Raw genomic sequence first — 22,582 nt, 5'->3', positions numbered from 1 at the left:
CGCCCGACGGCGGGGAGCGCGGGGGTGGGCTTCTCATGGTTCGCGGTGCCGCGGGACGAGGGGTCCGGCCCGACGGCGCCGCGCGCCGGGGAGCCCGGCTCGCCGCTGCCCGTGGTCGTCCCGTCCGCGGTGCGCGGGGCGGTCGTGCGCTGCGCGGTGGTGAGGGAGCCGGAGGTCGTGGGTGCCGTCGTCGGGCCGGCGGGGCGGGAGGTCGGCGTCACGGGGCGGTCGACCCTGCGGCCGCCGCGGTGTCGGCCGAGCCGACCGCGCTGACGTCCGGCGCCGGGACTCCGTAGAACGCCTCGACGAGCGACGCGATGGTCTCGCCCGTGCGGGGGCCGAACGTCAGCAGGCGGCTGCCGTCCATGTCGATCACGCGCTGGCCCTGGCCTGCCGGGGTCTGCGCGAGGCCAGGGATGGCCATCATGGCGTCGAGACCGCCGCTCGACTCGAGGCCGTCGGTCATGACGAGGTAGGCGGCCGGGGCCGCCGAGATGATGGCCTCGCTCGTGACGGGCGCGTACTGCTGCGTGAGCCCGATCGCGGTGCCCGCGTCCGTGCCGCCGATCTCGCGGATCAGGTCGTCGGCGCCCGAGCCGGGCCCGAACAGCATCTTGATGTTCGACCCGCGCAGGTACAGGAACGCGACGAGCGGGTTGCCCGTGTCCGCGGGGACCCCGGCGAGTGCCGCACAGATCTGCTGGTCGGTGCGCTCGACGAGCGCCGCCCCGGCGTCGGGGACACCGAGCGTGGTCGCGACCGCGGTGATGCGGTCGTCGATCCCGTCGAGCGTGCGGGCCTCGTCGAAGTACACGACCGGGATGCCCGAGGACTCGAGCTGCGAGCGTGCGGTGTCGGTGAGGAGCGTGGCGTCGGTCAGGATGACGCTCGGGTTCAGGCCGAGGATGGTCTCGATGTTGAGGGCGTGGCCCGCGCCGGTCACGACGGGGACGTCGGCGGCCTCGGGGAAGCCCGTGGGCAGGTCGCGGCCCACCACGTTCGCGCCCAGGCCCAGGCTGTAGACGATCTCGCCGAGCGTGCCGTACAGGTCCACCGCGATGATGCGCGAGGCGTCGGTCACGGTGACCTCGCGGCCGTCGAACGACTGCACGGTCACGGGCAGCGTCGGGGTCGGTGCCGAGACGATCGGGTCGATCACGTTGTCGGCGAACGTCGCCGTCGTCGGGCCGGTCGGGAACGTCGCGGGGTCCACGGTGGGGCGCTCGCCCGTCTCGAGGGCCGCGCAGGCGTCCAGGGCGACGGCCTCGGTGGGGGCGTCCGGGGTGGCCGACCCGCTCGAGGCGGGCGCCGGCGTCGGGCCCTCCGGCTCGTACGGGAGCGGGGCGCATCCTGCCGCGAGCAGCACCGCGGCGAGCGTGGCGACGCCCGCGAACGACGATCGGCGCAGGCCGCGCGACAGCGGGCCGCGCGGACGCTCGGGGGACGGGACGCGGGCAGGGTGCGACATCACAAGGGCTCCAGCAGGGATCGGCCGCCCCTGCGAGAAGGCGGCTCCGGGTAAGTTGAGGCTAACCTATGCAGGGCCTCGGCAGGGATGCCGGTCCACGGGATCTTCTGTGATCTTGGAGACGCTCCCGGCGGTCCCGGAGGTGCTGCCGGTGGTCGAGCGCGGCCGGCTCGTGGTGCCGAACATGCGGTGGGCGCCGAGAATCCGGAGAATCTCGACGCCCACCGCAGGGTCGACGCACGTCGACCGCATTCTCACCGCACGGTCAGCAGTGGACCGCGCCGAGCTCCGCGAACAGCGCGCTGTTGAGGCGGAACGCGCGCTTGGCCTCCTCGACCGTCTCGGCGAGCTGCTCGTCCGTGAGGTCCAGGGAGTCGAGGCGCTCGCGGTAGACGTCCTTGAACGGCTTGGCCTTGGGGATCTCGTCGAACGTGTAGAACGCGAGGCCGTCGGGGCCGAGCCCGTAGTGGCGCTCCATCATGCGCTTGATGATCTGGCCGCCCGACAGGTCGCCCAGGTAGCGCGTGTAGGCGTGCGCCGCGTAGGCGGGGAGCGACGTGCCGACCTCGAGCAGCCGGGCCACGTACGCCTCGGTCGCGGGCAGGATGCGGATCTCGGTGGCCCAGTCGGGCCCGACGAGGAACGCGAGGTCCTTCTCGATCGAGGGGGTGCGGGTCAGCTCGTCGAACACGAGGGTCGCGCCCTGGGCGTCGTCGCGGATCTGGGCGCTGGCCTGCTCGAGCGCACCGTAGATCGCGAACTGCTGCGCGGCGAGGTCCGTGTAGGCGGCGACGTCGAGCTCGCCCCCCATGAGCTTCTCGACGAAGCCCGTGGTCTCGGCCTGCTCGTGCTCGGGGCGGGTGCCCTCGCGCAGGCGCAGCGACAGGGTCGCGGGTGCGGCGTCGGTGGCGGGAAGGGTCTCAGCGGTCACGAGGGGCTCCTGCGGTTCGTCGTGTCACGTGCACGACGTCGGCACGTGCGCCGGGGTTCGGCGCAGGGTCCACGGTGTGGTGACACATCGTCATGACGTCGCGTCAGGAACGATACAACAGTGAGGTGAGGTTTACCTATGCTCTGTGGGGGAGATCTCACGGACTGGTCCTGGGGGCGTGGTGTCACCTCGTGGGCAGGGCGTGCTCCGCGACGTCCTCGGGGTTGGGCAGGCCGTGCAGGAACCGGTACCCGACCGCGGCCACCACGACCGTGAGCCCGCCCGCGACGAGCAGCGGTGTCGTCAGGTCGATCCGGGCGAGCAGGCCGCCCAGCAACGAGCCCAGCGGCATGGTGCCCCAGAGCAGCGTGCGCCACGTCCCGTGCACGCGCCCCAGCAGGTGGCCCGGGATCGCGGCCTGGCGCAGCGACATGACCAGGACGTTCCACACCGACGTCGACCCGAACGACACCGCGAAGCACACGACCGCGACCGGGATCGTCGGGAAGAATCCCATGACGACGAGCGCGACCGGCCCCACGAAGTTCGCCGCGGCCATGACGGGCCCGGCGCCGAACCGGACCTTGAGCGGGCTCACGACCACGGCGCCGACGATGCCCCCGACGGCGCCCGAGAGCATGAACACCCCGAACCACTGCTCGGGCACGTCGAGGCGCTCGAGCACGAACAGCACGTCCGTCGCGATCGCCGCCGAGAAGAACAGCGCGATCAGGATGCTGAGGAACCACAGGGGCCGCAGCATCGGGTGGCTCATGATGAAGCGGAAGCCGTCGGTGAGCTGGTGCGCGAACGTCGCACGGACGGACGGGAGCGCGGGCGTCCCGGCGTCGTCGTGCGGTGCGCCCGCGGCGGCGGTGGGCGCGTCGTCGACCCGGCGTCGGCGCACGCGGTGGGCGCCGGCCGCGGCGGCGGGCAGGAAGAACGCGAGCACCCCCGCGACCGCGTAGGACAGGGCGCCGATGCCCAGCGGGATCACGACCGCGACCGCGAACAGCGCCGACGTCACGGGCACCGCGAGGAAGTTCTGGACGACGAGCTCGCCCGCCTCGATGCGGGAGTTGGCACGCGGCAGGTCCGCGCGGCGCACGATCGCGGGGACGACGGCCCGGATCGCGCCGTCGTAGAGGGTCTCGAGCGCGCCGTACGCGAAGATCACCGCGTACAGCCACCAGATGGTCAGGGTGTCGGTCGCGAAGAGCGTGAGGAGCGCGACCGCGAGGAGGGTCCGGGTGCCGTTCGCGATCGCCATGGCGTGGCGACGGTCGATCCGGTCGAGCAGCACCCCGGACGGGATCGCGAAGAACAGCCACGGCAGCATCGCGACGGCCGCGATGCCCGCGATGAGCAACGGGTCGTCCGTGAGGCGGGCCGCGAGGAGGGGCGCGGCGACGCGCGCGATCCCGTCGGCCAGGCTCGAGCTGATGTTCGCGGTGAAGACGTTGGTGAAGGACCGGCCGAGCCCGCGGCGCGCGGGTTCGTCAGGCTGCCCGGACGGCCTCCGGGCAGCGTCAGCGGGGGGTGGGGGTTCTGCGGGGGGCACCGGAGAACTCTAGGCTCCCTGCCGCAGGGCTGTGCGCGGAGGTCACCGGCCCGACGGCGGAGCCTGGGCCGTGCCGTCGGGTGCGGTCTTGTCCGAGCCGCGGCCCGGCAGCGGATCCCGGCGGCTCCGGGAGGGTCCGTTTTCCACGGAGTCGCAACAATTGTTGCGGCTCCGCAGAAACACACCCCTGGGGGAGAGGCCCGACGGCGAGAGACGTCGGCGGGTGCCGGCGCAGCAGGACGAAAGCGGGCCGGGAAGAGCACCCGCACCACGTGAGAGGCCGGCGGCGGCTCCCGCCCCGGGTGCGCCAGACGTCTGCGCCAGGCGCGCAGGACCGCTCCGCGGGGACGTCCTACGCCGCGACGTCCTGCGTCCGGCGCGCCACGAGCGCGCTCTTGCCGCGCTTGCGCTGGGCCGCGGCGAACATGGCCATGAACACGGCCGTGGTCACGAGCGCGGCGATCGCGTTCGCGACGGTTCCCTCGGGGGTCGAGTGCCGGTCCCCGAGGGTGAGCAGCAGGGCGACGTTCACGAGCCAGTGCACGAGGGTCGCGAGCGCGACGCGCTGCCCCACGGTGCCGCGCCCGAAGTGCCCCACGAGCACCGACAGGGCCACGGTCGCGAGCAGGAAGCCCACGATCACGACGGGCCCCGCGGTGAAGATCTGCACGTGCCACACGCCCCACACGAGGCCCGTCACGACGCTCGCGACCAGGAGCGAGAACCGGTTCTCGAGCAGCGGCTGGAGCATGCCGCGCCACCCGATCTCCTCGCCGGCCGCACCCACGAGGTAGGTGAGGAGCAGCAGCACGAACGGCACGCCCGCGGTCGCGTGCACCCCTGCGAGGGGTTCGCCCTGCACCAGGAGCGTCACGACGAGCACGCCCCAGTAGAGCAGGCACGCCGCGAACGCCAGGACGAGGTGGGCGACGACCTGGCGCCGAGGGACTGCGCCCGGCAGCAGAGGCGCGAGGCGCCCCCGGAAGATCGCGAACGTGAGCCCGGCCCCGACCGCGGGAGCGAGCTGGACCAGCGGGAGCACGCCCGGGTCGATCCCCGAGACCGGCTGGAGGAGGAGCAGCGCGCCCGACGCGACGACCGTCAGCACGACGAACGTGAGGGTCGGGACGAGGAAGGCGCGAGGTGCTGGGGCGGTCGAGGTCACGCCGCAGGCTCGCAGCCCGTCGCGCGGGGTGTCAATCTCAACCGGCCACGAGCTCCTGCGTCCCGACGGCCCGCAGGACGAACGCCTCGGTGGCCTCGATCGCGCGCTCGCGCTGGGCGGGGTCCTCGGGGATGAGGCGGCCCGAGAGGCACGCGTTGACGAGCTGGACCGTGGTGCTGAGGTCCTGCTCGGGGAACTCGCCGCACTCGATGCCCGCGGTCAGGATGCGACGCAACGTGTCCTCGACGATCACGGCGTGCTCGCGCAGGCGCTGCTGTGTGCCGCGCGAGAGCACGGTGCGCAGGTCCGGCCCGGGGGCCAGGTGGAAGACCCGCTTGAGCTGCGCCTGCTGACGGATGTAGGTGCGGAGCTGCTCGACCGGGTCGTCGACGCCCTCCAGCGCGCGCTCGAGGGTGCCGACGTACTGCTCGGTCTCGTGCGTGATGAACCCCAGGAGCAGCGACTCCTTGTCGGGGAAGTGGTTGTACACCGCGGTGCGTCCCACGCCCGCCGCGGCGGCGATGTCCGCGAGCGAGATCGCGTCGAAACCGCGGTCCATCATGAGGTTCGAGAGCGCCGCGAAGAGCTTCTGACGGGTCTGTGCGCGGTGCTCGTGGAGCGAACCGCCGATGATCTTCGGCATGCTGACATCATAGGCACTTGCTGTCAGAATGCTAATTCGCAGGATCCTGCGGCTCCTGAGCCCGCCTCGCGATCCGGCTGCCTACACTGGCAGCAGCCCCGGATCGACCCGACAAGGACGTCGGAGGAAGGCGATCATGACCGACCATCGTGCACCCGCCCGCCCCGACGGCCCCGACGCAGACGGCAGCCCCCACATGCCGCCCCGGCCTGCGTCCGTCCGCGCAGCCCGTGAGGCCTTCCTCAGCACGGGCGCGCTCCCGCCCGGCATCCGTCCCCTCGTGGCCGAGTCGTGGCGCCGCAGCGCCCGCAGCGGCGTCGACCCCGACTCGCCCCAGCCGGACACGTCCATCACCGACCTCGACCTCGGCGCCTACCGGTCGCAGCACCCGCTCGCGCGAGCCATGCCGGTCGTGCGCGACCTCCTGGTCGCGGGCCTCGCGGGCGAGAGCGCGGTCGTCGCGCTGACCGACGACGCCGGTCGCCTCCTGTGGGTCGAGGGCAGCTCGAGCGTGCGCGACCAGGTGGGACGCATCGGGTTCGTCGAGGGGGCGGTGTGGCGCGAGGAGCGCGTCGGGACCAACGCTCCGGGGACGGCCCTCGCGACGGGCCGACCGGTCCAGGTCCTGGGTGCCGAGCACTTCACGCGCCCCGTCCAGTCCTTCAACTGCGCGGCCGTGCCCGTGCGCGACCTGCACACCGGCCGTGTCCTAGGGGTCCTGGACGTCACGGGAGGGCGCGTCGCGGGGTCGGGTCTCGTGCTCTCGCTCGTGCGCGCGTCGGTCGCGGCGGTCGAGCGCGAGCTCGCCGAGCACGTCCCGCCCGGCGGTCGGCTCGCAGGGGCTGCGAGCGCCCCGCAGCTCGACGTCCTGGGACGTCCGGGGGGCACGCTGCGGGCGGCGCCCGGAGCGGCGGCGGGGTGGCCCGGCCCGGGCACGTACGCGACCGTGCCCGACGGCGGCACGCACGCTGCGCCGTCGGGCCGCCTGAGCCTTCGCCACAGCGAGATCCTCCTGCTGCTCGCGGCGCACCCGCGGGGGCTCGGTGCGGACGAGCTGGCCGTGCTGCTGCACCCGGGCGAGCTGTCGGACGTCACGGTGCGGGCCGAGGTGTCGCGCCTGCGGCGGGCCGTGGGGCCGCTGCTGGGCGGTTCGCGCCCGTACCGGCTGGGCGGGCTCCTGCGCACGGACCTCGACACCGTCCGTGACCTGCTCGCGGTGGGCGACGTGCACGGGGCGCTCACGGCGTACGCGGGGCCGGTGCTGCCGCGGTCGGTCGCGCCGGGCGTCGAGCAGCTGCGCGACGAGCTCTCGGCCGAGGTGCGCGGGGCGGTCCTCGCGTCGGGCGACCCGGGGGCCGTGGGCCGCTGGCTCGCGAGCGACGAGGGCGCCGACGACCACGCGGCGTGGCGCCGGCTCGCCGCCCTCGCCGCGCCGGGCAGCCCCGCCGCGGCGCGGGCCCGGGCGCGTCTCGCGCTGCTGGACCGCTCGCTGGGCTGAGGTACCCGCCCCGACCGGGGCGTGCGCTCGTTCTGACAGGTTGACTGCAACCCTCCTGCAACCCTGGCGCCCGTAGCGTCCTGACCAACCCGGCGCAACGGTGCGCCACGGGCCGTGGACCGCGTCGGCCGGCGGGCAGCCGACACCACGCAGGCCACGCACGGCACGGAGCACTGCAAGGAGGCAGACGCACATGACCGTCTACGCAGCACCCGGTACCCCCGGGGCGATCGCCGAGTACAGGTCCCGCTACGACCACTGGATCGGCGGCGAGTACGTCGCACCGGCGAGCGGCCGGTACTTCGAGAACCCGAGCCCCGTCACTGGCCGCACCTTCACCGAGGTCGCGCGCGGCACGGCCGAGGACATCGACCGCGCCCTGGACGCGGCCCACGGCGCCGCCCGCACCTGGGGAAAGACCACGGCGACCGAGCGCGCCGTGATCCTCAACAAGATCGCCGACCGCATGGAGGCCAACCTCGAGAAGATCGCGGTCGCCGAGACGTGGGAGAACGGCAAGCCCGTGCGCGAGACGCTCGCCGCGGACATCCCGCTCGCGATCGACCACTTCCGTTACTTCGCGGGCGCGATCCGCGCGCAGGAGGGCTCGATCTCCGAGATCGACGAGGACACCATCGCGTACCACTTCCACGAGCCGCTGGGCGTGGTCGGGCAGATCATCCCGTGGAACTTCCCCATCCTCATGGCGGTGTGGAAGCTGGCCCCCGCGCTCGCGGCGGGCAACTGCGTGGTCCTCAAGCCCGCCGAGCAGACGCCCGCGTCGATCCTGTTCCTGATCGACATCATCGGGGACCTGCTGCCCCCGGGCGTCCTCAACGTGGTCAACGGGTTCGGGGTCGAGGCGGGCAAGCCGCTCGCGTCGAGCCCGCGCATCCGCAAGATCGCGTTCACGGGCGAGACCACGACGGGCCGGCTCATCATGCAGTACGCGAGCCAGAACATCATCCCGGTCACGCTCGAGCTGGGCGGCAAGTCGCCCAACCTGTTCTTCGAGGACGTGGCGCGCGAGAAGGACGACTTCTACGACAAGGCCCTCGAGGGGTTCACGATGTTCGCCCTCAACCAGGGCGAGGTGTGCACGTGCCCGTCGCGCGCGCTCATCCAGTCGTCGATCTACGACTCGTTCCTGGGCGACGCGATCGAGCGGACCAAGGCCGTCAAGCAGGGCAACCCCCTGGACACCGAGACCATGATCGGCGCGCAGGCGTCCAACGACCAGCTCGAGAAGATCCTCAGCTACATCGACATCGGCAAGGCCGAGGGGGCCAAGGTCCTCACGGGCGGCACGCGCGCCGAGATGAGCGGCGACCTCGCGGGCGGCTACTACGTGACGCCGACGATCTTCGAGGGCAAGAACTCGATGCGGATCTTCCAGGAGGAGATCTTCGGCCCCGTCGTCGCGGTCACGGACTTCGCCGACTTCGACGACGCGATCACGGTCGCGAACGACACCCTGTACGGCCTGGGCGCGGGCGTGTGGTCGCGCGAGGCCAACATCGCCTACCGGGCGGGCCGCGAGATCCAGGCGGGCCGCGTCTGGACGAACTGCTACCACGCGTACCCCGCGGCGGCGGCGTTCGGCGGGTACAAGGGCTCGGGCGTGGGCCGCGAGAACCACAAGATGATGCTCGACCACTACCAGCAGACCAAGAACCTCCTGGTCAGCTACTCGGCCTCGAAGCTCGGCTTCTTCTAGGCCTGCAGGAGGCGACCGTCGTGTGCGGGGTCCGGGACGTCCCGGGCCCCGCGCACGGCGGCCGCACCGTCCGGACCGTCCGCCACGAGGGAAGAAGGAACCATGCCCGACGACGTCACGCCCGCCCCGCAGGTCACCGCCCCGGGGGCGGTGGGCGCCGTGCCGGGCGGGGCGGTGGGCACCGCACCGAGCGAGGGACTGCCCGGGCGCGTGACCCTCACCGAGGGCGCGGCAGAGCTGCTCGCCCGGCTCCGCGTCCAGTACGGCGAGCTCATGTTCCACCAGTCCGGCGGGTGCTGCGACGGGTCGTCGCCCATGTGCTACCCGCAGGGCGAGTTCCTCACGTCGGACGCCGACGTGCACCTGGGCGACCTCACGGTCACGGACTCGTACTCGGCTCTTGCCGAGGTGCCCGACGCCCTGCCGCTCGGGGGCCTGTCGGCCGACCCGGCGCTCGCGGTGCCGCCGGGGCCCGTGGTCCCGGAGCACGGGGCGACGCCGGCCCGCGGGGCGGCGACCGTGCTGTCGGCCGTGGTCTCGGGGCACGTGCTGTCCGAGCCTGCGGTGGCGCCGGGGCTCGCGGGCGACGGGACGCGGGCCGGTGGCCCGACGTTCACCGTGCCGTTCTGGATGAGCCGCAACCAGTTCGAGTACTGGAAGCACACGCACCTCACGGTCGACGTGGTCCCGGGACGAGGGTCGGGGTTCAGCGTCGAGGCGCCCGAGGGCGTGCGGTTCATCATCCGGTCGAGGCTGTTCTCGGACGAGGAGTCGGAGGCGCTCGCCGGCCAGGTGCTGTGATCCGCCGTCCTGTGACCCGCCGTCCTGGGCCCCGCAGTCGGGTGCCCGCCGGCCCACCCGTGCGGTGCGGGCACGTCGTGCACGTCACACGAGGACGAACGTCACATCCGGCCGCCGAGCACACCTCGTCACCGCGCCCGGCCACCCGCGCCGTGGCAGTCTTCCGAGCATGAGTGCTGAACCGCCCGTGGCATCCCCGGCCCCCGCCCGAGTCCCCGGCAAGGTCGTCCTCGCCTGCCTCGCAGCTGCTCTCGGCGGGCTCCTGTTCGGTTTCGACACGTCGGTCGTGAACTCGGCCGTCGGTGCGCTGAGCGAGCACTTCGAGCTGACCGCGAGCATGCGCGGCATGGTGGCCTCGCTGTCGCTCCTGGGCTGCGCTGTCGGTGCATGGTTCGCGGGATCGGTCGCGGAGCGGGTCGGCCGCGTGCGGGTCATGCTCCTCTCGGCGCTGCTGTTCGGCGGCTGCGCGGTGCTCGCGGCGTTCACGCCGTCGGTCGCCCTGCTCCTGCCGGTGCGGTTCGTCGCGGGCATCGGGATCGGTGCGGCCTCGGTCATGGCCTCGGGCTACATCGCGGAGGTCGCCCCGGCGCGAGCCCGTGGACGCCTCGGCGGGCTCCAGCAGCTCTTCATCACGGTCGGGATCTTCGTGGCGCTCGCGGCCGGGTTGGCGATGTCCCGCGCGGCCGGGGGCGCGGCGCACGAGCTGTGGGCCGGTCTGCCGGCCTGGCGGTGGATGTTCCTCGGCGAGCTCGTCCCCGCAGCCCTCTACGCGCTGGCCGCGTTCCGTCTGCCCGAGTCCCCCCGGTACCTGGTCGCGCAGGGCCGTGAGGACGAGGCCAAGAACGTCCTCCGGCGGTTCACGGGAGTCGACGACCGCGAGGTCGACGAGACCGTGGAGGAGATCCGGACCTCGATCGGCGAGCACGCGACGACGTCCTTGCGCGACCTGCGGGGCCCGGCCCTGGGGCTCAGGCCCATCGTGTGGATCGGGCTGGGTGTCGCGGCACTCATCCAGCTCAGCGGCATCAACGCGGTCTTCGTCTACTCGACGTCGCTGTGGGAGTCGGTGGGCTTCACCGAGGCCCGGGCGCTGACCATGTCGCTCGTGACCGCGGCGGTCAACATCGCCGTGACGGTCGTCGCGATCGTGCTCGCCGACCGGTTCGGGCGGCGTCCCATGCTCGCGGCCGGTTCGGTCGGCATGGCGGTCTCGCTCGCGGTCACGGCGTTCGCGTTCGGTCACGCGACGACGTCGGCGGCCGGCGAGCTGGTCTTCCCGCAGGTGTGGGCCATGACCGCGCTCGTGGCCGTGAACCTCATGGTGGTCTCGTTCGGCCTCACGTGGGGGCCGCTCGGCTGGGTCCTGCTGGGTGAGATGTTCCCGAACTCGATCCGTGCGACGGCGCTTGCTGTGGCGACGGCCGTGCAGTGGTTCGTGAACTACGGCGTGACCCGGTCCTTCCCCGTCGTGAGCGAGTCGTGGGGGCTGCCTGCGACGTACGGGACCTTCGCGGCGATCTCGGCGTTCGCCGTGTTCTTCGTGCTGCGCTTCCTGCCGGAGACCAAGGGGCGGACCCTCGAGCAGATGGGCGACGGTGCCAGGGTGGGGTGAAGCCCAGGATCTCACCCTGTGCGGTGCTTCCCCAGGTCCGGGCGAGAATCGTAGCGTTGGATCGGAAACCTGGGGAGGGCCGCCGATGTTCACACAGGTCGTCGTGCACCGCCCCAAGGACGAGTTCCGGGGCGAGACGGTGGCGTTCCTCCAGCGCGTGACCGAGGCCGCCCGGGTGCTCCCGGGGGTCGTCGAGGCCGTGGTGTGGGCCGAGGGCGACGGCGAGCGCTTCGTCCTGACCACCACGTGGGAGTCTCCGGCGACGTTCGCGGCGGGGGAGGACGCGCTGTTCGACCTGCTCCAGAGCGTCCCGTACGACGAGTGGATGCGTGAGCCCCTCGACGTCCTGCTCCTCGACGAGATCCCGCCGCCGGCAGCCTGAGCGCCGGGGGTTCACCCCGGTGCCCCGCGGGCCTAGCATTCCGTGCATGACGTCGACGCCCGCTCAGCCCGCCCCGCAGGACCCCACCGGGATCACCCCGGACACCAAGGACTGGACGTGGGTCCTCGATCGCCCGTGCCCCGAGTGCGGTTTCGTGTCGTCGGCCGTGGACCCGGACCAGGTCGGCCCTGCGGTCCGGTCGTCGGTCGTGCGCTGGCAGGAGGTCCTGGAGCGCCCCGACGCGGCGCTGCGCCCGGACGAGCACACGTGGTCGCCGCTCGAGTACGCGGCGCACGTGCGCGACGTGTTCGGCATCTTCGACGTGCGGCTCGCCTCGATGGTCGAGGGCGACGACCCGCAGTTCGCGAACTGGGACCAGGACGCCGCAGCGGTCGAGGGCGACTACGCGAGCCAGGACCCGCAGGTGCTCTCGCGCGAGCTCGCGTTCGCGGGCGACCGGGTCGCGGGCCGGTTCGACGCCGTCGGGCCCGACGACTGGGAGCGTCCCGGCCGCCGCTCGAACGGCTCGGTCTTCACGGTCCGCACGCTCGGGCAGTACTTCCTGCACGACGTGGTCCACCACCTGCACGACGTGGGCGCGCCGACCACCTGAGTCACTCCCGGCCCGGCCCGGCCCGCCCACGCGAGCCCGACGTCCCCCGCACGACCCACGCCCGTAACCTCCCGGCATTCTTGGCGGTCGTCGACCCGTCTAGCGTCACGTCATGACGCTTCCTCTGACGGGGTCGGTCCCCGAGATGTACAGCAGTGACCATCTGCTCGCGCTGCCGCGCTCGCGCGGCGTGGCGCGTCCGGGGATCGAGGCGCTCGCGCAGGCCTGGTACCCGGAGGCGGGCTGGGTCAGCGAGCCGTCGAGCGGTCCGGCGGAGCGCCCCATGGCGGGGGCCCGCTTCCGGGGCGTGGTGCCCGACGACGTCCGTCGCCCCGGGGTCCTGCGGCTCGCCGAGGGCGTGGAGGTCGTGGGGCCGTTCGTGGTCCCGGCTCCGCAGTCGCTCGCGCTGGACCTGGCCTCGTCGGTCGCGGAGCTGTGGGCCGTGCGTGTCGCGCACAGGTCGCGCGACCGGCTCCCGGCCGAGGTCGACGACCGCGACGGCCTGGCACGGGTCTTCGCCGCGGGGCTCCCGGCCGAGGTCGACGACCGCGACGGCCTGGCACGGGTCTTCGCCGCGGGGCTCCCGGACGACGTGGAGCTGCGGGTGGTCCGGTGGATGGTGGCTGCTGCGCGCAAGGTCGGGGGCACGCTGTTCGTCGACGGCGTCGTGCCGCTCGCGCCCGAGCCCGCGGCCGCGGTCGACCTGACGCTCTACAGCGCGCAGGCCCTGACCCCTGACGCCGCGCTCGGTTCGCTGCAGACCGTCGTGCCGGGCGCTCGCGTCGTGGAGGTCGTGGAGCGCCCGGACCGGCTGGTCGACTTCGCGCTCGACGGGGAGACGGCGTACGACGGCGCGCTGCGGGTCGTGGTGCGCAAGGTGGACGTGGTCCCGGCCGTGCTCGGGGCCCTGGACTGGCGCGAGTACGGCCCGTTCGCGTACCGCATGAGCTGGGTGCCGGCGGACTCGTACGAGCTCGAGGTCGAGGAGCCGTCGGGTCTGCACCTCATCGCGCGCTCGCGCATGCGGGCCTCGGTGGCCCGGCTCGCGTCGGTCCTGCAGGGGCGGGCGGCCGGCGTGCTCGTGGACGACGGCGGCTTCGAGGTGACCTCTGCGGAGGTGGACGAACGCATCGCGGCGGTGAGCACGGCCCGCTTCTGGGTGTGACCCGCTCCCAGAGTTGTCCACAGATTCTGTGCACAAGCCTGTGGGTAACTCCGCGAGACCGGGCCTCCGGTTGTGGATGAACCTGTGGTCTCGGCCCGGGCGGAAATACCTCGTGCAGAGGTCTTGCCGCGGGCCCCGGCACAGGACTAGAAACGACAGTGTTGGCTCCGACGGGTACGGACGAGGCAGCCCCGACGACGCTCTCCCGCACGGGAGGACGGACCGGCAAGGACGCTGGAACCACAACCCCGAGGGACCCTGGTCGACCGGAAAACGGTGGGACGTCTCGTGGCCGCAAGGCCCCGAGCTGCGGGTGACGACGCAGGTCTCCAGCGGACCGGAAGACCGATCGTGAGAGACACCTCCCAAGGAGACCGGGACGGACTTCGGTACGTCGCGGGGGAGGCGTCGAGCCGCGACGTCGACGCGGAGCCCGGCCGGCCTACCCCTGCGGCCGACCACACAGGGCACACGGTCATCAGCGAGGCCCCTGGCGCAAGCCAGGGGCCTCGCTGAGTCCCGGGTCCGCCCCTGGCGGCCGGGTGGGCCGCAGTCCTGCGGCACGCCTACGCTCGACCCATGAGCAACCTCGAGACCCGGCCCCGCGAAGAGGTGTGCGCCGCGGGGAGCCACGCTCCGTCGTCGGGCACCCCCGGCACAGCACCGCGCGTGGAGATCCTCGACCACCGCCAGGTCCCGCTCGGCGGGACCCGCGCCATGGACGTGCGCCGCACCCTGCCGCAGCGCGCGCGCTCGCTCGTGGGCGCATGGTGCTTCCTGGACCACTACGGCCCCGACGACGTCTCGACCTCCGACGGCATGCAGGTGCCCCCGCACCCGCACACGGGCCTGCAGACCGTGAGCTGGCTGTTCGAGGGCGAGATCCTGCACCGGGACTCGGTCGGGTCGCTGCAGACCGTGCGGCCGGGCGAGCTGAACCTCATGACGGCCGGGCGGGGCATCTCGCACTCGGAGGAGTCGCCCGCGGGCGTGCGGCCGCCCCTGCTGCACGGCGTGCAGCTCTGGGTCGCGCTGCCGGGGGACCGGCTCGGCGACGAGCCGTTCTTCGAGCACCACGGCGACCTGCCCGTGTGGGCCGGGCCGGGAGGTGAGCGTGTCCAGGTGCTCGTGGGTGCGCTGCGGGTCGCGGGAGTCGAGCTGCGGTCGGCCGCGACGGTCTTCACGCCCCTGGTCGGGGCGCAGGTCGACCTGCCCGCGGGGGGATCGGTCCAGGTCGAGGTGGACCCGCGGTTCGAGCACGCGCTGCTCGTCGACACGGGAGACGCGTCGTTCGAGGGCGTCCCCGTGCCCGTGGCCTCGCTCGGCTACGTCGAGCCGGGGTGCTCGACGCTGACCGTCTCCGCGGGCGACGGGCCCGTGCGGGCCGTGCTGATCGGTGGGGCGCCGTTCGCCGAGGAGATCGTCATGTGGTGGAACTTCGTGGGGCGCTCGCACGACGACGTCGCGGCCGCCCGCGCGGACTGGATGGCGCAGGTCGAGGTCGTCCAGGACGACGGGGCGGACGTGCCCGTGCCCGTGCCCGGGGACGGCGGCACGCGGTACGCCCCGGGGGCGTCGGGCCGGCGCTTCGGGGAGGTCGTGGGGTACGACGGCGGTCCGCTGCCCGCCCCCGTGCTGCCTGACATCCGGCTCGTGCCGCGCAGGCGGCCTGTCTGAGCCGCCCCTCGTGCGTGTTCGTGGGAGCGAGCAGGCCGCCCTCCTCGTCGGGGGAACCCCCTCGCCCTGTCGCGTGCCGGACGTGGACCCGGGGGGCAGGAACCAGTGCCGAGCCGCAGACCTACCGCTTCGTCCCCGGCCGCTCCGACGGGTCCCAGCCGGGCCGCGGCTCGCGGGACGCCACGGCGGCGTCGCGCGAGCGGTACACGATGTAGGGCCGGAAGATGTACGGCACGGGCGCCGAGAACGCGTGCACGAGCCGCGTGAAGGGCCACAGGATGAACAGCAGGTTGGCCGCGACGATGTGGAGCTGGAACGCCGCAGGCACGCCCGCCATGAGCTCGGGCTGCGGCTGGAGGTACCAGAGCGAGCGGAACCACGGCGAGATGGTCTCGCGGTAGTCGTACCCGTGGTTCGCGGCGAGGAGCTGGGTCTGGACCGTCGCCCACGTCCCGAGCACGATCGACGCCGCGAGGAACACGTACATGACCTTGTCCATGCGCGTGGTCGCGAGGAAGACCGGGCCCGTGGTCCGTCGGCGGTAGATCAGGATGAGGAGCCCTGCGACGAGCACGAGCGCGGCGAGCGCCCCCATGTACGTCGCGACGAAGTGGTAGGCGCCCTCGCTGATCCCCACGGCCTCGGTCCACGTCTTGGGGATCACGAGCCCCATGAGGTGCCCGAGGATCACGAACAGCAGCCCGAAGTGGAACAGCGGCGACCCGAGGCGGAGCAGCTTCTTCTCATAGAGCTCGCTCGACCGCGTGGTCCAGCCGAACTTGTCGTAGCGGTACCGCCACACGGACCCGACGACGAACACCGCGAAGGTCACGTAGGGGAAGACCACCCACAGCAGGATGCTCCCCGTGCTCGCACCGTTCATCGTCGTACCTCCTCGGAGGGCGCCCCCGCGGGGGCGAAGGGTTCGAGCGGTCCCATGGCCGACAGCCCGACCATCTCGGTCGGCGGTCCGGAGGTCACGAGCTCGAGGTACCGCCGCTCGGTCTCGGCGTCGAGCGGGGGCAGGGTCAGGCACACGGCCTCGACCACGAGCGCGTACGGGCTGGCCATGGCGGCGAGCGCCGAGCGGAGCACCTCGATGCCCTGGCGGTGCGAGCCGAGCAGGCCCGCGGCGATGCGCTCCTCGTCGCGGGACCGGGCGCGTGCGGAGAACTCGAGGGCCATGGGGAGGTAGTCGGGCAGCTCCTCGCCGTCGACCTCCCACCCGGCCGCGCGGTAGGCCTGCACGAACCGCACGAGCGCCATGCCGCGCTTCCGGGTGTCCCCGGCGGCGTAGTAGGAGAGGTACATCGAGCACTTGCGCTTGAGGTCGAACGTCGCGACGTAGCGCGCCTCGAGCGCGGCGGTCTCGCCGGCCTCGAGGTCGTCGAGGAACGCGCCGAGCCGCGCCCGGACCTCGGGAGGAAGCTGCCCGACGACGTCGCGCACCTCGCGCGCGGCGGCGAGCGTCCCGGCGTCGGGGTAGTCGAGCAGGAGCGAGGCGGCCATGTGGGTGGTGCGCCGTTGCGCGGGCGTGGCCCGCACCGGGGCGAGGGGCTCCAGGAGCGGGGTGCGCGCCGTCGGGCGGGGCAGGAACGTCGTCGAGGGCGACTTCGAGAACAGTCCCATCACCGGGCCGCCGTGTCGTCGCCCGAGGTGTCCGGCCCGGGGCCCTCGGCCCCACCGGGCGACCCCGGCGGGAACAGGCCCGCGGGCCGCCCGTTGCCGTCCCAGTTGAGGAGGTTGACGCGCCCCGAGGTCGACGGGCCGTTGGGGGAGTCGGCCGTCTGGCGGGCCTGCAGGACGTGGAAGTTCTCGACCGCGACGGGCACCGGGGTCCCGCTCGACGAGCCGAACGGCCCTGCCCCACCCATGCCGCCCATCCCGGGGCCGCCGTCGAAGTCGAGCGAGCAGCTGATCTCCTCGAGCTCGCGCGCGATCTCCTGGTGCGCGGTCGGGATCACGTAGCGGTCCTCGTACTTGGCGATCGCGAGCAGGCGGTACATCTCCTGGATCTCGGTGCCCGTCATGCCGACCGCGCGGGCGATGGCCTCGTTGGGCTCCTCGCCCAGGTTGATGTCGCGCATGTAGGAGCGCATCGCGGCCAGCCGGCGCAGCGTGCGCTCGACCGGCACGGTGTCGCCCGCGGTGAACAGTCCCGCGAGGTACTCGAGCGGGATGCGGAGCTTGGAGATCGCCGCGAACAGGGTGCGCGGGTCCTCGCCGTCGTTGCCCGACGACCCGACCACGTCGACCACGGGGGACAGCGGCGGGATGTACCAGACCATGGGCATGGTCCGGTACTCGGGGTGCAGCGGCAGGGCCACGCGGTACTTCTGGATGAGGGCCCAGATCGGGGACGCCTGGGCGGCCGCGATCCAGTCCTCGGGGATGCCCTCGGCCCGGGCCGCCGCGACGACCTCGGGGTCGTGCGGGTCCAGGAACACCGAGCGCTGGGACTCGAGGAGCTCGTGCTCGTCCTCGACCGACGCGGCCTCGGTCACGCGGTCGGCGTCGTACAGGACCAGGCCCAGGTAGCGCAGGCGCCCCACGCACGTCTCGGAGCAGACCGTGGGCAGCCCGACCTCGAGGCGCGGGTAGCACAGCGTGCACTTCTCGGCCTTGCCGGTCTTGTGGTTGAAGTAGACCTTCTTGTACGGGCAGCCCGTGACGCACATGCGCCAGCCGCGGCACTGGTCCTGGTCCACCAGGACGATCCCGTCCTCGGCCCGCTTGTACATGGCTCCTGACGGGCACGACGCGACGCACGCCGGGTTGAGGCAGTGCTCGCAGATGCGCGGCAGGTAGAACATGAACGTCTGCTCGAACTCCGAGGCCACGTGCTCGCTCATGTGCTGCAGGATCGGGTCGTCCTGCATGGTCTCCTTGGACCCGCCCAGGTCGTCGTCCCAGTTGGCCGACCACTCGATCTTCATGTCCTCGCCCGTGAGCAGGGACTTGGGCTTGGCGACCGGGGTGTGCGGGCCCTGTGGGGCCGAGAGCAGCATGTCGTACTCGTACGTCCACGGCTCGTAGTACTCGTGGATCGAGGGGAGCTTGGGGTTGGAGAAGATCGTCGCGAGCTTCTTGGCCCGACCACCCGCGCGGAGCTTGAGCTTGCCACGCCTGGTCCGGACCCAGCCGCCCTGCCACTTCTCCTGGTCCTGGTAGGTCCGGGGGTAGCCGAGCCCGGGCCGCGTCTCGACGTTGTTGAACCACACGTACTCGACGCCCGTGCGGTTCGTCCACGCCTGCTTGCACGTGACCGAGCACGTGTGGCACCCGATGCACTTGTCGAGGTTCATGACCATCGACATCTGAGCCATCACGCGCACGGTGCCACCTCCTGGTCGGATCGGTACGTCAGCGGTCGGCGACGAGGGCGCAGACGCCGCTGCGGGGCGCCCATCAGTACGTCACGTCCTGCGAGCGGCGACGGATCGTCGTGACCTCGTCACGCTGGTTGCCCGTGGGGCCGAGGTAGTTGAACGCGAAGGCCAGCTGCGCGTAGCCCCCGACGAGGTGGCTGGGCTTGAGCAGCACCCGCGTCAGCGAGTTGTGGATGCCGCCGCGCAGGCCCGAGGTCTCGGCGAGCGGGACGTCGATCGTGCGGTCGGTCGCGTGGTGCATGTACACCGTGCCCTCGGGCATGCGGTGCGAGACCACGGCCCGCGCGACGACCACGCCGTTGCGGTTGTAGGCCTCGATCCACTCGTTGTCCCGGACCCCGATCTTGACGGCGTCGCGCGGCGACATCCAGATGTTCGGCCCGCCGCGCGAGAGCGAGAGCATGAACAGGTTGTCCTGGTACTCCGAGTGGATGGACCACTTGGAGTGCGGGGTCAGGTACCGCACCGCGACCTCGGCCTGACCCTGCGACCCGGGGTACCCGCTCGGGGAGCGGTCGCCGAGCGCCGGGGAGTCGGGGAACAGGCGGTGCATGTCGAGCGGCGGCCGGAACACGGGCAGCTGCTCCCCGAGCTCGGTCATCCAGTCGTGGTCGAGGAAGAAGTGCTGGCGCCCTGTGAGGGTGTGCCACGGCTTGAGCCGCTCGACGTTGATCGCGAACGCGGTGTACCGGCGCCCCCCGTGCTCCGAGCCGGACCACTCGGGAGACGTGATGACCGTCGTCGGGCGGGACTGGACGTCGGGGAACGTGACGCGCTTGCCCTGCTCGTCGCGCGCCAGGTCCGCGAGCTCGACGCCCGTGCGCTTCTCGACGTGCTCGAAGCCCTGGACGGCGAGGCGACCGTTCGTGGTGCCCGACAGCGCGAGGATCATCTCGCACGCGTGCGTGTCCTTGTCGAGCCGCGGGCGACCCGCCGCAGGTCCCGAGGGCACGAGCCCGTTCTTCTGCCCCAGGACCCGCACCTCCTCGCCGGGCGAGAACTGCACGCCCTTGGTGACCATGCCGAGCTTCTCGGTGAGCGGGCCGAGCGAGGCCATGCGGTCCGCGAACGCCGGGTAGTCGCGCTCGACCACGACCAGCTTGGGCATGGTCACGCCCGGGACGAGGGGCCGGGACGCCGACCCTGCGCCCGAGTCGACGATCGTGCCGTGCGGCACCGACATGGCGTCCGGGGTGTCGTGCAGCAGGGGCGCGGCCACGAGGTCCTTGCGCACGCCCAGGTGCTCGACCGAGTACTCGCTGATCTTCTTCGCGATCGTGTGGAAGATGTCGAAGTCGGTACGGGTCTGCCAGGGCGGGCTGATCGCGGGGTTGAACGAGTGCACGAACGGGTGCATGTCGGTCGTGGACAGGTCGTGCTTCTCGTACCACGTGGCTGCGGGCAGCACGACGTCCGAGAACAGCGTGGTGCTCGTCATGCGGAAGTCGAGCGTCGTGAGCAGGTCGAGCTTGCCGCGCGCGCCCTCCTCGGCCCACTCGATCGACCGTGGCCGCCGCCCCGGCGCCGACTCGTCCGCGAGCACCGCGGAGTCGGTCCCGAGCAGGTGCTTGAGGAAGTACTCGTTGCCCTTGCCCGAGGACCCCAGGATGTTGGCCCGCCACACCGTGACGCAGCGCGGGAAGTTCTCGGGGGCGTCGGGGGCCTCGACCGCGAACCTGAGCGCGCCGCTGCGCAGCTCGGAGACCACGTAGTCCGCGGGCTCGGCCCCGGCCGCCTCGGCCTGGTCCACGAGGTCGAGCGGGTTGCGGTCGAACGTCGGGTAGCTGGGCATCCAGCCGCGCTGCGCGGACTCGACCAGGCAGTCGGCCGTGGTCCGGCCCGCGAACATGCCCGAGCCCAGGGGGGTCGCGAGCGCGTCCGCGGGCAGCCCGTCGTAGCGCCACTGGTCGGTCGCGACGTACCAGAACGCCGTGCCGATCATCTGGCGCGGGGGCCGCGACCAGTCCAGGCCGCCCGCGTACTGGGCCCATCCCGTGACGGGCCGGCACTTCTCCTGCCCGACGTAGTGCGCCCACCCGCCGCCGTTGACGCCCTGGCAGCCCGTCATGGTCGTCAGCGCGAGCATGGCGCGGTAGATCGTGTCGGCGTGGAACCAGTGGTTGGCGCCGGCGCCCATGATGATCATCGAGCGCCCACCGGACTTCTCGGCGTTGTCCGCGAACTCGCGCCCGATCCGTGCTGCCGCCGCCGCGGGGACCCCCGTGAACTGCTCCTGCCACGCGGGGGTGCCGGGGGAGTCCGCGTCGTCGTAGCCCGTGGGCCACTCGCCGGGCAGGTCCAGGTCCTCGCGGTTCACGCCGTACCGGGCCAGCAGCAGGTCGAACACCGTGGTCACCAGGTGCCCGCCCACGCGCCGCACCGGCACGCCGCGCGTGACCGAGCCCGCGCCCCCCGTGTGCATGCCCTCGTCGCCCTGGTCGGGGTCGGGCGAGAGGTCGAAGCGCGGCAGGTCCACGCGCGCGGTCGTGGTGTCGTCATGGCCCGACGGCGCCGCCCCCGTCAGCGGATCGTGCCCGGTCGTGCGGCCGTCCGCGACCGACAGCAGCGGTTCGACGCCCTCCAGGTCGAGGTTCCACTTCCCCTCGTCGGCCTCGCCGAACCGGTGTCCCAGCGTGCCGTTCGGGATCACGGGCGAGCCGTCGGCGTCGAGCAGGACGGGCTTGAAGGCCGCGTTCGCGGCGCTCGCGGCGCCCGGCAGGACGTCGTCCGCGAGGTCGGCCGCGGTGAGGAACTTGCCCGGGACGTAGGTGACGTCCCCCGCGGGGCGAGCGGCGCCGTCGGGCCCCGACGCCGCCGGGCTCGGTGTGAGCGTCACGAGGAACGGAGAGTCCGTGAACCTCGTCAGGTAGTCCACGAACGGAGCGGTGCGACGTTCCACGTGGAACTCCCGCAGGATCACGTGACCCATCGCGAGGGCCAGCGCGCCGTCCGTGCCGGGGTGCACCGCGAGCCACTCGTCCGCGAACTTGGTGTTGTCCGCGTAGTCGGGCGAGACCACGATCACCTTCTGGCCGCGGTAGCGCGCCTCGGCCATGAAGTGCGCGTCGGGGGTGCGGGTCACGGGGATGTTCGAGCCCCACATGATGCAGTACGACGAGTTCCACCAGTCGGCCGACTCTGGCACGTCGGTCTGGTCGCCGAACACCTGCGGCGAGGCGACCGGGAGGTCCGCGTACCAGTCGTAGAACGACAGCATCGCGCCGCCAAGCATCGAGATGAACCGGGCCCCCACGCCGTGCGAGACCATCGACATCGCCGGGATGGGGGAGAAGCCCGCGATGCGGTCGGGGCCGTAGGCCTTGATCGTGTGGACGTGGGCCGCCGCGACGATCTCCGCGGCCTCGTCCCACGACGCCCGGACCAGGCCGCCCTTGCCGCGCGCCTGCTTGTACGCGCGCGCCGTCTCCGGGTCGCCCGTGACCTCGGCCCACGCCCGCACCGGGTCGCCCGTGCGGGCCTTCGCGTCGCGGAAGGCGCGCAGCAGCACGCCGCGCACGTACGGGTACCGGACCCGCGTCGGCGAGTAGGTGTACCAGCTGAAGGCCGCGCCGCGCGGGCAGCCCCGCGGCTCGTACTCGGGCGAGTCCGGGCCGACCGACGGGTAGTCCGTCTGCTGCGTCTCCCAGGTGATGATGCCGTCCTTGACGTACACCTTCCACGAGCACGAGCCCGTGCAGTTCACGCCGTGCGTCGAGCGCACCACCTTGTCGTGCGACCACCGGTCCCGGTAGAAGACGTCGCCCTCGCGGCCTCCCTGGAGGAACAGCTGCCGCAGGTCCGGTGAGACCTCCCCGCGGCGCAGGTGCTTGCCGAGCCGGAGCAGGGCGTCCTCGCCGCCTCCACCAGGGGACTCAGGGCGTGGGGCGCCCTCGGCGCGGGCGGCGGTGCCCGGGCCTGGGACGGTGGACTGCGACATGCGACCTCCTGGGGCGAGCAGGA

16 protein-coding genes and 2 pseudogenes are annotated in these 22,582 nt (G+C 72.6%); 9 read left to right on the top strand and 9 right to left on the bottom strand.

What is annotated here, in order from left to right; genetic code table 11:
• Positions 1 to 217: 217 nt before the first annotated feature.
• From ACFWGN_RS00820 to ACFWGN_RS00800, 5 genes are all read right to left on the bottom strand, one after another.
• Complete coding sequence (locus ACFWGN_RS00820; protein WP_377615255.1) at positions 218 to 1,468, bottom strand: hemin ABC transporter substrate-binding protein; 1,251 nt, start codon at positions 1,466 to 1,468, stop codon at positions 218 to 220.
• 265 nt (positions 1,469 to 1,733) lie between these two features.
• Positions 1,734 to 2,399, bottom strand: a complete 666-nt coding sequence (locus ACFWGN_RS00815; RefSeq protein ID WP_377615254.1) for a heme oxygenase (biliverdin-producing) — start codon at positions 2,397 to 2,399, stop codon at positions 1,734 to 1,736.
• A gap of 184 nt (positions 2,400 to 2,583) precedes the next feature.
• Positions 2,584 to 3,960, bottom strand: a complete 1,377-nt coding sequence (locus tag ACFWGN_RS00810) for an MFS transporter (RefSeq protein ID WP_377615253.1) — start codon at positions 3,958 to 3,960, stop codon at positions 2,584 to 2,586.
• 352 nt (positions 3,961 to 4,312) lie between these two features.
• A complete protein-coding gene (locus ACFWGN_RS00805; RefSeq protein ID WP_377615252.1) occupies positions 4,313 to 5,125 on the bottom strand; it encodes a CPBP family intramembrane glutamic endopeptidase in 813 nt (270 codons plus the stop codon).
• Between the two features lie 37 nt (positions 5,126 to 5,162).
• The gene (locus ACFWGN_RS00800) at positions 5,163 to 5,768 is read right to left on the bottom strand and encodes a TetR/AcrR family transcriptional regulator (RefSeq protein WP_377615251.1); all 606 of its coding nucleotides are present in this window, start codon (positions 5,766 to 5,768) and stop codon (positions 5,163 to 5,165) included.
• A 136-nt stretch (positions 5,769 to 5,904) separates the two neighbouring features.
• Here ACFWGN_RS00800 and ACFWGN_RS00795 point away from each other — a divergent pair, with 136 nt between their 5' ends.
• The 9 genes and pseudogenes from ACFWGN_RS00795 (at position 5,905) to ACFWGN_RS00755 (ending at position 15,233) form a co-directional block, all read left to right on the top strand.
• Positions 5,905 to 7,266 (top strand): transcriptional regulator, encoded by a 1,362-nt coding sequence (locus tag ACFWGN_RS00795; RefSeq protein WP_377615250.1) that lies wholly within the window; start codon positions 5,905 to 5,907, stop codon positions 7,264 to 7,266.
• Positions 7,267 to 7,459: 193 nt separating this feature from the next.
• Positions 7,460 to 8,983 carry an aldehyde dehydrogenase gene (adh, locus tag ACFWGN_RS00790; protein WP_056644733.1) on the top strand — a complete coding sequence of 508 codons (1,524 nt, stop codon included), beginning with the start codon at positions 7,460 to 7,462 and terminating at the stop codon, positions 8,981 to 8,983.
• Between the two features lie 102 nt (positions 8,984 to 9,085).
• Positions 9,086 to 9,364 (top strand): annotated as a pseudogene (locus ACFWGN_RS00785) (DUF779 domain-containing protein); the annotation flags it as partial.
• Between the two features lie 231 nt (positions 9,365 to 9,595).
• Positions 9,596 to 9,784: pseudogene (locus ACFWGN_RS00780) on the top strand (DUF779 domain-containing protein); the annotation flags it as partial.
• A gap of 169 nt (positions 9,785 to 9,953) precedes the next feature.
• The gene (locus ACFWGN_RS00775; RefSeq protein ID WP_377615249.1) at positions 9,954 to 11,396 is read left to right on the top strand and encodes a sugar porter family MFS transporter; all 1,443 of its coding nucleotides are present in this window, start codon (positions 9,954 to 9,956) and stop codon (positions 11,394 to 11,396) included.
• Between the two features lie 85 nt (positions 11,397 to 11,481).
• Positions 11,482 to 11,778, top strand: coding sequence for an antibiotic biosynthesis monooxygenase (locus ACFWGN_RS00770; RefSeq protein WP_191802715.1), 297 nt, complete (start codon positions 11,482 to 11,484; stop codon positions 11,776 to 11,778).
• A gap of 46 nt (positions 11,779 to 11,824) precedes the next feature.
• On the top strand, positions 11,825 to 12,391 hold the full coding sequence (locus tag ACFWGN_RS00765) for a DinB family protein (RefSeq protein WP_377615248.1): 567 nt from the start codon (positions 11,825 to 11,827) through the stop codon (positions 12,389 to 12,391).
• A 112-nt stretch (positions 12,392 to 12,503) separates the two neighbouring features.
• Complete coding sequence (locus ACFWGN_RS00760) at positions 12,504 to 13,556, top strand: hypothetical protein (RefSeq protein WP_377615247.1); 1,053 nt, start codon at positions 12,504 to 12,506, stop codon at positions 13,554 to 13,556.
• Positions 13,557 to 14,135: 579 nt separating this feature from the next.
• A complete protein-coding gene (locus ACFWGN_RS00755) occupies positions 14,136 to 15,233 on the top strand; it encodes a pirin family protein (RefSeq protein ID WP_377615246.1) in 1,098 nt (365 codons plus the stop codon).
• Positions 15,234 to 15,354: 121 nt separating this feature from the next.
• Here ACFWGN_RS00755 and narI read toward each other — a convergent pair whose 3' ends face one another.
• The 4 genes from narI to ACFWGN_RS00735 form a co-directional block, all read right to left on the bottom strand.
• Positions 15,355 to 16,116 (bottom strand): respiratory nitrate reductase subunit gamma, encoded by a 762-nt coding sequence (gene narI, locus ACFWGN_RS00750; protein ID WP_377615245.1) that lies wholly within the window; start codon positions 16,114 to 16,116, stop codon positions 15,355 to 15,357.
• Positions 16,113 to 16,862: a nitrate reductase molybdenum cofactor assembly chaperone gene (gene narJ / locus ACFWGN_RS00745; protein WP_377615244.1), complete on the bottom strand. Its 750-nt coding sequence runs from the start codon at positions 16,860 to 16,862 to the stop codon at positions 16,113 to 16,115. Before narJ ends, narI begins: the two co-directional genes overlap by 4 nt.
• A complete protein-coding gene (gene narH, locus ACFWGN_RS00740) occupies positions 16,862 to 18,568 on the bottom strand; it encodes a nitrate reductase subunit beta (protein ID WP_377615243.1) in 1,707 nt (568 codons plus the stop codon). Before narH ends, narJ begins: the two co-directional genes overlap by 1 nt.
• A gap of 73 nt (positions 18,569 to 18,641) precedes the next feature.
• Complete coding sequence (locus ACFWGN_RS00735; RefSeq protein WP_377615242.1) at positions 18,642 to 22,559, bottom strand: nitrate reductase subunit alpha; 3,918 nt, start codon at positions 22,557 to 22,559, stop codon at positions 18,642 to 18,644.
• Positions 22,560 to 22,582: the final 23 nt, after the last annotated feature.

This window comes from Oerskovia sp. NPDC060338 (assembly GCF_042726295.1).
Taxonomy (GTDB): domain Bacteria; phylum Actinomycetota; class Actinomycetes; order Actinomycetales; family Cellulomonadaceae; genus Oerskovia; species Oerskovia merdavium.
The sequence above is the reverse complement of the archived record's forward strand: the minus strand, read 5'-3'. Positions and strand labels throughout refer to the sequence as shown.